The 12,132-nt window shown below is 69.8% G+C and carries 15 protein-coding genes and 1 pseudogene; 9 read left to right on the forward strand and 7 right to left on the reverse strand.

From position 1 onward, the window contains the following. Positions 1-27: 27 nt before the first annotated feature. From V3W46_RS12375 to V3W46_RS12385, 3 genes are read right to left on the reverse strand one after another with little or no spacing between them, the layout of a single operon-like run. A complete protein-coding gene (locus V3W46_RS12375; RefSeq protein WP_331783426.1) occupies positions 28-783 on the reverse strand; it encodes a hypothetical protein in 756 nt (251 codons plus the stop codon). Further along, on the reverse strand, positions 771-1,355 hold the full coding sequence (locus tag V3W46_RS12380) for an RNA polymerase sigma factor (RefSeq protein WP_331783427.1): 585 nt from the start codon (positions 1,353-1,355) through the stop codon (positions 771-773). The genes V3W46_RS12375 and V3W46_RS12380 overlap by 13 nt, the downstream gene beginning before the upstream one ends. Positions 1,356-1,415: 60 nt before the next feature. Then, positions 1,416-1,841: a MarR family winged helix-turn-helix transcriptional regulator gene (locus V3W46_RS12385; protein WP_331783428.1), complete on the reverse strand. Its 426-nt coding sequence runs from the start codon at positions 1,839-1,841 to the stop codon at positions 1,416-1,418. A 52-nt stretch (positions 1,842-1,893) separates the two neighbouring features. On the opposite strand from V3W46_RS12385, the gene V3W46_RS12390 reads away from it, so the two are divergent. The 4 genes from V3W46_RS12390 to V3W46_RS12405 all read left to right on the forward strand — a co-directional run bounded on the left by V3W46_RS12390 (position 1,894) and on the right by V3W46_RS12405 (position 5,044). After that, positions 1,894-2,265: a VOC family protein gene (locus V3W46_RS12390; protein ID WP_331783429.1), complete on the forward strand. Its 372-nt coding sequence runs from the start codon at positions 1,894-1,896 to the stop codon at positions 2,263-2,265. A 209-nt stretch (positions 2,266-2,474) separates the two neighbouring features. After that, positions 2,475-2,978 (forward strand): DUF427 domain-containing protein, encoded by a 504-nt coding sequence (locus V3W46_RS12395; RefSeq protein ID WP_331783430.1) that lies wholly within the window; start codon positions 2,475-2,477, stop codon positions 2,976-2,978. Between the two features lie 62 nt (positions 2,979-3,040). Next, the gene (locus V3W46_RS12400; RefSeq protein WP_331783431.1) at positions 3,041-3,916 is read left to right on the forward strand and encodes a helix-turn-helix transcriptional regulator; all 876 of its coding nucleotides are present in this window, start codon (positions 3,041-3,043) and stop codon (positions 3,914-3,916) included. 108 nt (positions 3,917-4,024) lie between these two features. Then, positions 4,025-5,044 carry an aldo/keto reductase gene (locus tag V3W46_RS12405; protein WP_331783468.1) on the forward strand — a complete coding sequence of 340 codons (1,020 nt, stop codon included), beginning with the start codon at positions 4,025-4,027 and terminating at the stop codon, positions 5,042-5,044. A gap of 113 nt (positions 5,045-5,157) precedes the next feature. Here V3W46_RS12405 and V3W46_RS12410 read toward each other — a convergent pair whose 3' ends face one another. The 3 genes from V3W46_RS12410 to V3W46_RS12420 all read right to left on the reverse strand — a co-directional run bounded on the left by V3W46_RS12410 (position 5,158) and on the right by V3W46_RS12420 (position 7,502). Continuing rightward, positions 5,158-6,366: an RNA polymerase sigma factor gene (locus V3W46_RS12410; protein ID WP_331783469.1), complete on the reverse strand. Its 1,209-nt coding sequence runs from the start codon at positions 6,364-6,366 to the stop codon at positions 5,158-5,160. Positions 6,367-6,397: 31 nt separating this feature from the next. Continuing rightward, entirely contained in the window at positions 6,398-6,817 is a 420-nt protein-coding gene (locus tag V3W46_RS12415; protein WP_331783432.1) for a YciI family protein, read from the reverse strand. Between the two features lie 163 nt (positions 6,818-6,980). Further along, the gene (locus V3W46_RS12420) at positions 6,981-7,502 is read right to left on the reverse strand and encodes a hypothetical protein (protein WP_331783433.1); all 522 of its coding nucleotides are present in this window, start codon (positions 7,500-7,502) and stop codon (positions 6,981-6,983) included. 146 nt (positions 7,503-7,648) lie between these two features. Here V3W46_RS12420 and V3W46_RS12425 point away from each other — a divergent pair, with 146 nt between their 5' ends. Then, positions 7,649-8,338 (forward strand): dihydrofolate reductase family protein, encoded by a 690-nt coding sequence (locus tag V3W46_RS12425; RefSeq protein WP_331783434.1) that lies wholly within the window; start codon positions 7,649-7,651, stop codon positions 8,336-8,338. A gap of 241 nt (positions 8,339-8,579) precedes the next feature. Then, a pseudogene (locus V3W46_RS12430) lies at positions 8,580-9,911 on the forward strand (FAD-dependent monooxygenase). A gap of 33 nt (positions 9,912-9,944) precedes the next feature. Here V3W46_RS12430 and map read toward each other — a convergent pair. Further along, positions 9,945-10,718 (reverse strand): type I methionyl aminopeptidase, encoded by a 774-nt coding sequence (gene map / locus V3W46_RS12435; protein WP_331783435.1) that lies wholly within the window; start codon positions 10,716-10,718, stop codon positions 9,945-9,947. Between the two features lie 79 nt (positions 10,719-10,797). On the opposite strand from map, the gene V3W46_RS12440 reads away from it, so the two are divergent. The 3 genes from V3W46_RS12440 (at position 10,798) to V3W46_RS12450 (ending at position 12,132) form a co-directional block, all read left to right on the forward strand. Next, positions 10,798-11,082, forward strand: coding sequence for a helix-turn-helix domain-containing protein (locus V3W46_RS12440; protein ID WP_331783436.1), 285 nt, complete (start codon positions 10,798-10,800; stop codon positions 11,080-11,082). Between the two features lie 68 nt (positions 11,083-11,150). Next, positions 11,151-11,546 carry a DUF2255 family protein gene (locus tag V3W46_RS12445; RefSeq protein WP_331783437.1) on the forward strand — a complete coding sequence of 132 codons (396 nt, stop codon included), beginning with the start codon at positions 11,151-11,153 and terminating at the stop codon, positions 11,544-11,546. Between the two features lie 121 nt (positions 11,547-11,667). After that, positions 11,668-12,132, forward strand: coding sequence for a hypothetical protein (locus V3W46_RS12450; protein WP_331783438.1), 465 nt, complete (start codon positions 11,668-11,670; stop codon positions 12,130-12,132).

The following is a 12,132-nucleotide window of genomic DNA, read 5'->3' on the forward strand; positions in this document are numbered from 1 at the left end:
GTGCGGCCGGGCTGGTGCGGGTGACCCTCAGTAGGCGTGCAACCGCTGCGCCACGTCTTCGGCCCACGACTGCAGCAGCGGCAGCAGGTCGTCGCCCGCCTGGGCGGTGCCCTGGCTGCCGACGGTGATCCATGCGGTGTTCGTGATGAGATTCACGCCCGCGCTGTTGGGGTCGGTTCCGACCGGTTCGATGTAGAGCGAGCCGGTGCTGTCGTCGCTCAGCCGCGTGTACCCCTGGGCCGCCGCGGATGCCTCGGCGGTGGCCCGACTGCCAGGGCCACTCTCGAGTGCGCCGACCACGATGGTGAGCACGGTGTGGGTGTCGTTCGACCCGAAGACGCACACATGCGCGCCGCTGGTGCCATTCGAGGGGCCGTAGTCGTTCTGCGACAGCAGAGTCGACGCACCGAAGGCCGGCGCCCACTGTGTCAGAATCGTCGATCCCGCGATCGTGGCGCAATCGGTGGGTACCTCGAACGGCGTCGCGGTGGTGGCGCTGATCGACGGGGGCGGCCCGGCGATCGAATCCGGATGCCGGTCGCTGATGCCGAGCGTGCCGACGATGACGAGCGTGGCCACCGCCGCTGTCGCGACGACCGCCCCCAGGGCGACGAACGGCGAACTCAGCCACTGCGGCCGGCCCGCAGGCTTCGTCTGTCGGCGGGGCGCGGAGGGAGCGGCGGCGACGTGTCGCTCGAGCGCGAGTCTGCCGCGCTCGAGCGAGGCGGCCGATGCGTCGGCAACGTCACCCCGCAGGGCGCGCAGGGGGTCTAACTCATCCATGGTTCACGACCTGATTTCGTACTGATGTCGCTCGGAGCGGCGGTTCGAAGCTGTAGGCGCGCGCGGTTCAGCCGCGACCGCACCGTGCCGATCGGAACCCCCAGGGCCTGCGCGATCTGGGCGTAGTCGAGGTCGCCCCACGCGTGCAGCAACAGTGCGTCACGATCCCCGGCGCGCATCCGGGTGAGTGCCGGCACCAGAGCCTCGACCGCGCGTGCGGCATCCATTCGGTCATCGGAACGGCCGACCGGATGCTCTCCGCCGTCGACCACGTCACGAGCCGCCTCGGCGAGGGTGGCGTTCCACAGTCGTGCTTCGACGCGTCGATGCGCCTTCAGCAGATTCGTCGCGATTCCGAGCAGCCACGGCCGGGCATCCGCCCACACGGGGTCGAATCGTCGCCGCCGGTCGAAGGCGACCAGGAAGGTCTCAGACATCACGTCGTCGGCGGCGTCGGGCCCCACCCTGCGGGAGGCGTACCGGTGAACGGCCCGCGCATGGCGCTCGTACAGCTGCCCGAAGGCGGCGGGCGCGGTCAGGGAGCGCTCGATGATCTCGGCGTCAGTGCTCACAACAGGTATTGCACCATCAGCCCGATCGAGTTCACGAGTCACCGCCAGCCGACGACGCGGTCAGTCGCCGAGCGCGGTGACGCACGCGGTGAGGGCGCCCGCCAGCGCGGCGCTCTCGGTCGCTGACAGGCCGCCGAGCATCCGGTTCTGCACTCGTTCGACGAGCAACTGGGCGGCATCGAGCGCAGCGGTGCCCGCCGGCGTCAGAACGGTCGGCAGGGCGCGGCCGCTGTCGGCCTGCGACGGGCGGGTGACGAGTCCGCGGTCGATCAGCTGCTGCAGCATCACGTTCATCGACTGGCGCGTCACGAAGGTGCGCCGGGCCAGTACCGCGGCCGAGATGCCGGGTTCGAGGCGCAGGCGGTACAGGCAGGAATAGTGCGACACGGTGAGCTGCAGGGGCTTCAGCGCCTCCTCCATGCGCACGTGCAGCAGCGACTGCGCCTGCTTCAGCAGATACCCGACCGGGGGAGAATCGTTGCTCATGTCAGTATCCTCACATACAATGCTTGTAAGTAAACTGACATAGGAGAACATCATGAGCGTGACCGGCCCCGACTTCATCGCCCTGCAAGTGCGCGACCTCGAGAAGGCGGCGGCCTTCTACGAGCAGGTCGTCGGGCTCACGCGGGCCCCGTTCTCGCCCCCGCATGCAGTCGTCTTCGACACTCAGCCCACCTTCGCTGTTCGCGACGCCGCCCCGGGCGTCGATCTCGAAGCGGGCCCGTTGGGCCTGGGGGTCGCGCTCTGGCTGCACGACCCCGACGCGGTGGCGCTGCACGATTCGGTCGCAGCTGCGGGCGCGGCTGTCGTTCAGGCGCCGTTCGCCGGCCCGTTCGGCACGACGTTCGTCTTCCAGGATCTCGACGGCTACCTCGTGACGGTGCACGACAAGGCCACCCGCGGCTGAGGTTCGGGCGCGGCGGCTGAAGGCGGCCGTTCGGACGCCGGGCTGCTGATGGCGCCCGCTTGCGCACGGCTGCTGGTGGTGCCGGACGCGCGAATGACTCGTCGTGCGGCGCGGCGCCGTTTCAGGCGACGTCGAGGCGGGAGGTCTGGAATGCCCGTCCGCCGCGGCGGGCACAGCCGCCACTCGGGCTGGGCGGCTAGCGTCGCTGCATGAGACGCACGCAGATCGTTCGTGACGAGCCGGGCGACGGCCAGGAGTCGGTGTGGGACTACCCGCGGCCGCCCCGCGCCGAGCCCTCGACAGAGCGCATCGAGATCGTGTTCGGTGGCGAGACCATCGTCGACACGACCGACTCGGTGCGGGTGCTCGAGACCAGCCACCCGCCCGTCTACTACCTGCCGGCCTCAGCCTTCCGGCCCGGGTCGCTGACGGATGCCCGGGGCCAGTCGTTCTGCGAATTCAAGGGTCTCGCCGGGTACCTCTCGGTGCACGGCGGGGCGCAGACGGCGGCCGGAGCCGCGTGGTTCTATCCGCATCCGTCACCCGGCTACGAGGCGTTGGTCGGGCGCGTCGCCGTGTATCCGTCGGCCATGCAGCAGTGCACCGTCGACGGCGAAGTGGTCACGAGCCAGGAGGGCGACTTCTACGGCGGCTGGATCACCTCGCGCGTCACCGGCCCGTTCAAGGGGGCACCGGGCACGCTCGGCTGGTGAGGGGGCCTGGCAGGTAGCGGCAGTGCCTCCCATCCGCGGCCATCGTGGCCTAGCGTGGGCTCATGGCTGAGACGCGTACTGAGATTCGCGAGTTCTTGAGTTCCCGACGCGCCCGCATCACGCCCGAGCAGGCCGGGTTGCCGGTCTACGGCGGCAACCGCCGTGTGGCGGGGCTGCGGCGCGAAGAGGTCGCGATGCTCACCGGTGTCTCGGTCGACTACTACGTGCGTCTCGAGCGGGGCAACCTGGCCGGAGCGTCAGAGAGCGTGCTCGACGCCCTCGCCCGAACACTGAAGCTCGATGAGGCAGAACGCGAGTACCTGTTCGACCTGGCCCGGGCATCCGCACCTACTCGCAGGGCTCGCCCGCGGCCGGCGACGACCGTGCGGCCCGCAGTGCTGCAGGTGCTCGAGGCGGTGTCGGATGCCCCAGCCTGGGTTCGCAACGGCCGGCACGACATTCTGGCGTCGAACCGCATGGGCCGGGCGCTCTACGCACCGGTGTTCGACGAGCCGCGCGACCCACCCAACACGACGTTGTTCACCTACCTCAACCCGGCCGCCCGCCAGTTCTGGCGCGACTACGACCAGATAGCGAACGACGCCGCGGCGATGCTGCGGCTGGAGGCAGGCCGCACTCCGCACGACCCCGACCTGATCAGGCTCATCGGTGAACTGTCGACGCAGAGCGAGGTGTTCCGGCAGCGGTGGGCGGCGCGCGACGTCAAGCATCACCGCAGCGGAGTGAAGCGCATCCATCACCCGGTGGTCGGCGACCTCGAGCTGAACTTCGAGTCGATGGACCTGCCGAGCGAGCCCGGGCTGGTGATGAACGTCTACACCGCGCCCGCCGGCTCGCCGACCTCAGACGCGCTGAAGGTTCTGGCGTCATGGGCCGCCACTCGGCAGAGCGCCGACGAGCTCAGCCACGAGGTGTGACGGGCAGCGTCATGGCGGCCCGTGCGGCGCCGACGGCGCGTCAGAGGTACCGGCAGTGCCTCCCACGACCGCCGGGCCGGGCGTAGCGTGCTCGATATGAGCACTTCCATGAACCTCCGCCCACTCGGACGCACCGGCGTCTCCGTCAGCCCGCTGTGCCTCGGCACGATGATGTTCGGCCCGTGGGGCAACGCCGACGAACACGACTCGGTGCGCATCATCCACCACGCCCTCGACGCGGGCATCAACTTCGTCGACACGGCCGATGTGTACTCGGGCGGCGAGTCCGAGCGCATCGTGGGCGCGGCCCTGAAGGGGCGCCGCGACGATGTCGTACTCGCCACCAAGTTCTTCATGCCCATGGGCGACGACCCCAACCAGCGGGGAGGTTCGCGCAGATGGATCATGCGCGAGGTCGAGAACTCGCTGCAGCGCCTGCAGACCGACTACATCGACCTCTACCAGGTGCACCGGCCCTCACCCGACACCGACGTCGACGAGACGCTGGGGGCGCTCAGCGACCTCGTGCACCAGGGCAAGGTGCGGTACATCGGGTCGTCATCGTACTCGGCGAGCCAGATCGTCGAGGCGCAGTACACGGCTCGCGATCGCCATCTGCAGCGCTTCGTCACCGAGCAGCCGCCATACTCGATCCTCGTGCGTGGCATCGAAGAAGACGTGCTGCCGACCGCGGCGCGACACGGCATGGGCATCCTGACTTACAGCCCGCTCAGCGGCGGCTGGCTCTCGGGCCGGTGGCGAAAGGATGCTGCGGCCAGCCCCACCTCGCAGGCCCGACCTCCGGCACGGTTCGACATGACGAGCCCCGCGAACCAGCGCAAACTCGACGTCGTCGAAGAACTCGCGCAGCTCGCAGACGCAGCGGGCATCACCCTGATCGAGCTCGCCATCGCCTTCGTCATCAACCACCCGGCCGTGACAGCCGCGATCATCGGCCCGCGCACGATGGAGCAGCTCACCTCGCAGCTGTCGGCGGCCGATGTCGCTCTGACGCCCGACGTGCTCGACCGCATCGACGAGCTCGTCGCGCCCGGCGTCACGATCAACCCCGACGACAACAGCTACGCCGCCGCCGAGCTCGCGCCGGCGGCGCGGCGCCGGGGGTAGCTCCGGCGCGGGTGTGCGGGGCTTGAGCGGCTACGGCGCTGGTGTGCGGATGCTCGACGCCGGCATGCGGGGTCTGAGCGGATGCCCGGCGCCCGTGTGCACCGGCCGAGCGGCTACTCGCGGCCGAATGCGCCCAGCTTATCGATCAGCACCGCGCGCTCGACCGCGTTGCCGCACAGCTCGAGCGCGCGTCTCCATTCGGCACGCGCCTCGGTGGTGCGGCCGAGTCGAGCAAGCAGTTCGCCGCGAACGGTCGGCAGCAGATGCGAACCGCGAAGGTCGCCACGGGCGGTCATCGCGTCGACGAGGGCCAGAGCATCCGTCGGCCCCGTCGCCATGGCGACCGCGACGGCCCGGTTCAGTTCGACGATGGGGGAGGGCGACAACCGGCCGAGGGCTTCGTAGAGCACGACGATACGCGCCCAGTCGGTCTCGCCGACCGACGCTGCCGTCGCGTGACACTCGGCGATCGACGCCTGCAGGCCGTACGAACCGAGGCCGCGCCCAGCAGCGACGGCGTGGCCCAGGGCGGCGTGGCCGCGGCGGATGGCGGCCTGATCCCAGAGTCGGCGGTCTTGGTCTTCGAGCAGAATGGCGCGTCCGTCGCCGTCGATGCGCGCCGGAAACCGCGCTGCGGTGAGTTCGAGCAGGGCGAGCAGGCCGAAGACCTCGGGCTCGGGGGCCAGGGCGACCAGCCCCCGAGCGAGCCGGCGGGCCTCGGCGGCCAGGTCGGCGCGCATCCATTCGTCACCGGCTGACGCCGACGACCCCTCGGTGAAGATGACGTAGACCACGTGCAGCACCGAACCCAGTCGCGCCGCGCGTTCGGCGGGCTCGGGTACGGCGAACGGAACGCGGGCGGCCGACAGCGTCTTCTTCGCGCGCGTGATGCGGGCCTGGATGGTCGGCACGGGTACGAGGAACGCCCTAGCGATCTCGTCGGTGGTGAGGCCGCCGACCAGCCGCAGCGTGAGGGCGATCTGCGCTTCGCGGGCGAGCAACGGATGACACGAGACGAACATCAGGGCCAGAACGTCGTCGTCGATCGCGTCGGGGTCGAAGAGGGCGTCGGGGCCGGGCGCGGCGTCATCGAGGTCGCGCGCGAGCAGGGCATACCGGTCATCCCGCGCCCCTCGCCGGCGGAACGCGTCGATGGCGCGCCTCCGCCCGGTCGTGAGCAGCCACCCGGTGGGCTCGGCCGGTACCCCGTCGATCGCCCAGGAGACGAGCGCCTCGGCGACCGCCTCCTGCGCCACGTCTTCAGCCAGCTCGACATCGCCGGTGTAGCGCGCCAGAGCTCCGACGATGCGGGCGGACTCCATGCGCCACACCGCCTCGACCGCGGCTCGGGCCTCAGAGCTGACCGGTCTGCTCACGCCAGGCGCGCTCCTTCTGCACCCACGGGTTGTCTTGCGGAAACTCGTCGATCGTCGGCACCCGCCGGATCTCGGTCTTGCTGCCCGCCATCATCGGGGCGCGTTTCGCCCACTCGACCGCCTCCTGCATCGAGGCAACGTCGAGCAGGTAGAAGCCGTTGAACAGCTCCTTCGTCTCGCCGTAGGGCCCGTCGGTGACGACGGGCGTCTCGCCGGAGAAGTCGACGACGACGCCCTGGTTGGCGTCATCGAGGCCCTCGGCGGCCAGCAGCACGCCGGCCCTGATCAGCTCGTCATTGAAACGCCCGATCGTGTCGAGCATCTCGGTGAAGTCGGTGTTCATCATCACTGCGAGCGATTCGTCGGTCGCTCGCATGATCAGCATGTACTTCGGCATGGTCTTTCCGCTCTCTCTGATGTGTCGGAAGGTCGCCTTCCGACCTTCTCACCCCAAGGTCGAACGGCGCGAGGCAGAATCGACACGGTTCGCAAAGAAGTCCGATGTGTTTCCGGGGCGTGATCGTGGCCGTCGTCATGGCGACGGGATAAACGACGGCGGCTCAGGCCGGGCAACGCTCGGCGGGCAGGGTCTTCACGCTGCGGTTCTCGATGGGCAGTGCCGCCTCGTTGGCGACCTGGATCGTATCCACCTCATCGTCGACGATGCCGAAGACGATCCAGCCGCCACTGCCGTCGGTCGCACCGAAGTAGGGGAACGCTTCGCCGTAGCCGCCCGTCTGCTCGATGCCCTGCAGCTCGCCGGGTTGCTCGCCGAGGGCCGACCCGAGCTTCGCTGGTCCGACGCCGTCGAATCCGATCATCCATGTGCCCGGGTCGGCCGCATCGACTGCGGGCAAGGGCGGCGAGACGGATGGCGGCAGTGCGGCTGTGGTCGGGGTGGCAGTGCCCGGGCCCGAGCCGGCTGCGGCGGATGGTGCGGGCGCTGCGAGCGAGCTCGACGACGGGCCCGTGGCCGCGTTCGGTTTGAGAAGATGGCCGCTGAGCAGGTACGCCACTCCTGCCGAGACGGCGATCGCCACGATGATCAACGCGGCGACAACTGCCACGTGCGTTCTGCTCATTGTCGCCATGCGCCTATGGTGCCAGATCGCGGGGCGCGCGGTTCACAACGCGATCGGGTGCATTTAGCATGTTGGCAGTGCCTTGGCGACGTGCTGCGCGGGTGACCACGCAGGGCCCGGGTGAAGAGGCAGAGAGGCTGTTGGCGATGAGAGAGCTCGTGCTGAAGATGTCGATGTCGCTCGATGGGTTCGTGGCGGCCCCGCGGGCCGACTCCGACTGGAACCTCCGTGCGAGCACGCCCGACTCTGCTGCGTGGGTGCTCGAGACCCTCTCGGGCGCGGGCACGCACGCTATCGGGCGGCGGCTGTTCGAGGCGTGGGCGGGGTTCTGGCCCACCTCTCCGAGCCCCATGGCGAAGCCGATCAACGAGATACCCAAGGTGGTGTTCACGCGGCAGGCATCGTTCACCCCGGCTGCGGCTGCGGGTGACAGTGACAGTGACAGTGACAGTGACAGTGACGGTGACAGCGCAGCGTCGGCCGAGGATGCCGCGTCAGGCGACGGCCGTGCTCGGGGTGACGGGGCCGAGCCGACGTCGAACGGCTCGGGCTGGGGCGAGTCGCGGGTGGCGAACGGCGACCTCGCCGACGAGGTCGGGCGTCTGAAGGAGGAGCCGGGCGACTACATCCTGGCCCAGGGCGGTGTCGGTTTCGCCCGCAGCCTCGTGCAGGCCGGCCTGGTCGACGAGTACCGGCTCGTCGTGCTTCCGGTGGCCCTCGGCTCGGGCGAGCAGCTGTTCAGTGGGCTCACCGACGAGCTCGACCTCGAGCTGGTGAGCTCCACCGCCTTCAGCGGCGGTGTGCTCGGCAACGTCTACCGCCCGCGTCTCGCCTGAACTGCGCGGCCGGCGCTCGCCACCCTGACCGACTGCCCGCCCGAGCGGCCGAACGCAGTGCGGATGGGGGTGACGCTGCCCGTGCAGCGTCTGACGCAGCCCGCCCTGATGCGATCGTCAGACCTCCGTCACAGCGTGAGGAGGCTGCACAGCACCGATGCGCTGATCGTGCAACCCCGGGGAGATGCCGCGCGGGTCTGCGAAGCTTCTGGGGATGCTGTTGCCGAGTGAGAGGGTGCCCATGACCCGCCGACCGACCGTTCTGATCTCGGGGGCGAGCATCGCCGGGCCCGCCCTGGCGTACTGGCTCGGCCGGTATGGGTGGGAGTGCACAGTCGTCGAGCGCGCGCCGGCCTTCAGGGAGGGCGGGCAGAACATCGACGTTCGTGGAGCTGCCCGGGAGGTGCTGCGCCGGGCGGGGCTCGAAGACGCCGTGCGGGCGGCCAACACGGGCGAGGTGGGCGCGCGGTTCCTGGGCCGCGGAGGGTCGATCGTCGCCGAGTTTCCGGTGCGGGCATCGGAGACGGGCGGAGCCACGGCCGAACTCGAGATTCTGCGCGGCGACCTCGCGAAGATCCTCATCGATGCGGGGCGGGCTGAAACCGAGTACATCTTCGGCGACCACATCAAGGGCCTCGATGACACGGGCGACGACGGCCTGGGCCACGTCGACGTGACGTTCGAGAGCGGCGGCACCCGCGCGTTCGACCTCGTCATCGTCGCCGACGGCATGCGCTCGACCACTCGTGACCTCGTGTTCGGCGACGAGGCATCCATTCGGCCACTCGGGATGGAGATGGCGTACCTGACCGTTCCACGTAGCGCGAGTGACACCCCCTGGTGGAACTGGTACAACGAACCCGGCGGGCTCGCCGTCACACTGCGCCCCGACCGGCACGGCACCACGCGCGCTGTGCTCTCATCGGTCAGCTACGGCCGGAAGCGGCAGACGGATGCCCGGGGCGAACGCCCCTCGGCCGACGACCTGAAGGCGCGGCTCGTCGACCGGTTTCGTGACGTGGGGTGGCAGGCACCGCGCATCCTCGACGCCCTCGACGGCGCGAACGACCTCTACTTCGAGACGCTGGGGTAGGTGAAGGCGACGCGGTGGTCAGAGGGCCGCATCGCACTGACGGGGGATGCCGCGTGGTGCGCGTCGCCCGTGAGCGGCATGGGAACCAGTCTCTCGATCGTGGGCGCCTACGTGCTCGCCGGCGAACTCGCCGCGCACGTGCACCATCGCGACGCCTTCGCCGGGTACGAGCGCATCATGCGGCCGTTCGTCGAGCAGGCCCAGCAGCTGCCGCCGGGCGTGCCCCAGATCGCCAACCCGAGAACGCGGGCCGGGCTGGCGGCACTGCACGTGGCGCTGCGAGCCGCATCCACGCCGCTCATCGGCCGGCTCGGCGGGCGCCTCTTCTCGCCGCCGGCCGACAAGATCGACCTGCCCGACTACGCCCACCTGCCCGACTACGCCCAGCTGCCCGACTACGCCCATCTGCCCGACGACGCCCACCTGCTCGACGGGCCGCCGGAGCCGACCGCCTCACGTGACGAGGTGCCCGGCACGTGACGGCCGGCGCACTGAGCGCGGGTGCTCGCGGGCTCAGGCTGCCGGCAGGGTGAGTATCTCGGCGCCCGCCGGGGTGATCGCGATCGTGTGCTCGCTGTGGGCCGTGCGGGCGCCGGTGGCGCTCTTGAGGGTCCAGCCGTCGGCGTCGGTGACGAGGGTGGCGGTGTCGGCCATCACCCACGGCTCGAGGGCGAGCAGCAGGCCGGAGCGCAGGGTGTAGCCACGTGCGCGCCGACCGATGTTGGGCACGTGCGGGTCTTGGTGCATGGTCGAGCCGATGCCGTGGCCGCCGAACTCGTCGTTGATGGGGTAGCCGGCTTCGCTGAGCACGGCGCCGATGGCGTACGAGATGTCGCCGAGCCGCGCGCCGGGGTGGGCGGCGGCGATTCCGGCAGACAGCGCTCGTTCGGTCGCCACGATCAGGGCCGTGCTCTCGGGCTGGGCCGAGGTTCCGACGACGAAGCTGATGGCCGAGTCGGCGGCGATTCCCCCGAGCGAGACGGCCAGGTCGAGGGTGAGCAGGTCGCCGTCGGCGAGCACGTAGTCGTGGGGGAGGCCGTGCAGAACGGCGTCGTTGACCGATGTGCAGATGTAGTGGCCGAACGCACCCCGGCCGAACGACGGAGCGTAGTCGACGTAGCACGAAGTCGCTCCGGCCTCGATGATGAGCTCGCTGGCCCAGCGGTCGATGTCGAGCAGGTTCGTTCCGACGGTGACGCGTTCGCGGAGGGTCTGCAGGATGCCGCCGACGAGCGCGCCCGTCGTTCGGGCACGGCCCAGTTCGGCGGTGGTCAGAATCTCGATCATTCGCGTGCTCCGGTCATGACCGATAACTATACCGGTCAATCTATACCGGTCAGACTATCCCGGCACTACTATTGACGGCATGGTCAGACTGCCGCTCACGCCCGCCGACATCGAGCGCGGCAGGCGACTCGGCACACTGCTTCGCCGCGCCAGGGGCGACCGGCCGCTGATCGACACCGCACTCGCCGCGGGGCTCTCGCCCGAGACCCTGCGCAAGATCGAGACGGGTCGGGTGGCGACGCCGGCTTTCTCGACGATCGCCGCAGTGGCCGGGGTTCTGGGGCTCTCGCTCGACTTGGTGTGGTCAGAGGTCAGCACTCCGCCGGGGGCGCTCGACCGCGGTGTGGCGCTGCGCCATGCATAGGTAGCCTGTCGTTGCCGGCGTCGGTGCTGCTGGCAGCAGGCGGAGGAGCGGCGCGGCGGAGGCCGACCATGCCTGACGCCTGGAGCCCCGGCGAGCTCGAGCTCATCGACCGCGCCGACGAGCTCGAGATCGCCCCGCAACGACCCGACGGCAGGCGAATGTGGGTGCCGATCTGGGTGGTGCGCGTCGACGGCGACGTCTACCTGCGCACCTGGCACCGCCGCGACACCGGCTGGTTCGGGCGCGCTGTCTCGTCGCAGCGTGCGCGCATCCGGGTGCCCGGCCTCGAACGTGAGGTCAGGGTCGACGACGTGGGCGTCGGCGACGAACGGATGCGCGCGGGCATCGATGCCGCCTACACCACGAAGTACGGGCGGTACGGGGGTGCCACCGTCGACCGCATGACGAACGATGACGCAGCAGCCGCCACACTCCGGATGGTCGCGCTGAGCGACGCGCGCTGAGCGACGCACGACGCCCCGGATCGCCGCAGTGAACGATGAGCGAAACTCCGGCGACGACGCCTGTCGGCGCCGGCCGTCGCGCTAGGGTGAGCTACAGCACGAACAACGGGGGAGCAGCACCATGGCCGAGACAGATTTCTCTGGCGCGGAGTTCACGAACGAACCGGCGCTGGTGGCGGCGCCGCTCGAGATCAAGGTGTCGTTCGGCCTGAGCCTGGCATCCGGAATCCTGACGATCATCGGGGGATTCTTCGTGGTGCTGGTGAGCGCGTCGATTCCGCTCATCGTGGGCGTCGAGAACAGCGAAGCCGCCGGAGCCGTCGCGGCGCTCATCGTCATCGGCGTGCTGATCATGCTCGTCGGTGTGTTCAGCCTGATCGCCGCGGTGTACGTTCTGCGCGGCCGGTCGTGGGCCAGAAACACCCTCACCGTGCTCGGGGTGCTCGGCATCTTCGGCGTGCTGACCGAGTTCAATGCGAACCCGGGAACCGCCATCGCCCACTCGGTGATCGCGATCGTGGCGATCATCCTGATGTTCGTGCCGAACTCGAACGCCTACTTTCGGGCGCCCCACCCCACCGTCTGA

Source organism: Subtercola sp. YIM 133946, assembly GCF_036553535.1.
In the GTDB taxonomy this organism is placed as follows: Bacteria; Actinomycetota; Actinomycetes; order Actinomycetales; family Microbacteriaceae; genus Subtercola.

Excerpts from the sequence above, each read along its gene's own strand:
- V3W46_RS12375 (WP_331783426.1), bottom strand. The coding sequence starts at position 783 with ATGGATGAGTTAGACCCCCTGCGCGCCCTGCGGGGTGACGTTGCCGAC.
- V3W46_RS12385 (WP_331783428.1), bottom strand. The coding sequence starts at position 1,841 with ATGAGCAACGATTCTCCCCCGGTCGGGTATCTGCTGAAGCAGGCGCAG.
- V3W46_RS12390 (WP_331783429.1), top strand. The coding sequence starts at position 1,894 with ATGAGCGTGACCGGCCCCGACTTCATCGCCCTGCAAGTGCGCGACCTC.
- V3W46_RS12395 (WP_331783430.1), top strand. The coding sequence starts at position 2,475 with ATGAGACGCACGCAGATCGTTCGTGACGAGCCGGGCGACGGCCAGGAG.
- V3W46_RS12400 (WP_331783431.1), top strand. The coding sequence starts at position 3,041 with ATGGCTGAGACGCGTACTGAGATTCGCGAGTTCTTGAGTTCCCGACGC.
- V3W46_RS12405 (WP_331783468.1), top strand. The coding sequence starts at position 4,025 with ATGAACCTCCGCCCACTCGGACGCACCGGCGTCTCCGTCAGCCCGCTG.
- V3W46_RS12410 (WP_331783469.1), bottom strand. The coding sequence starts at position 6,366 with ATGGAGTCCGCCCGCATCGTCGGAGCTCTGGCGCGCTACACCGGCGAT.
- V3W46_RS12415 (WP_331783432.1), bottom strand. The coding sequence starts at position 6,817 with ATGCCGAAGTACATGCTGATCATGCGAGCGACCGACGAATCGCTCGCA.
- V3W46_RS12420 (WP_331783433.1), bottom strand. The coding sequence starts at position 7,502 with ATGAGCAGAACGCACGTGGCAGTTGTCGCCGCGTTGATCATCGTGGCG.
- V3W46_RS12425 (WP_331783434.1), top strand. The coding sequence starts at position 7,649 with ATGAGAGAGCTCGTGCTGAAGATGTCGATGTCGCTCGATGGGTTCGTG.
- map (WP_331783435.1), bottom strand. The coding sequence starts at position 10,718 with ATGATCGAGATTCTGACCACCGCCGAACTGGGCCGTGCCCGAACGACG.
- V3W46_RS12440 (WP_331783436.1), top strand. The coding sequence starts at position 10,798 with ATGGTCAGACTGCCGCTCACGCCCGCCGACATCGAGCGCGGCAGGCGA.
- V3W46_RS12445 (WP_331783437.1), top strand. The coding sequence starts at position 11,151 with ATGCCTGACGCCTGGAGCCCCGGCGAGCTCGAGCTCATCGACCGCGCC.
- V3W46_RS12450 (WP_331783438.1), top strand. The coding sequence starts at position 11,668 with ATGGCCGAGACAGATTTCTCTGGCGCGGAGTTCACGAACGAACCGGCG.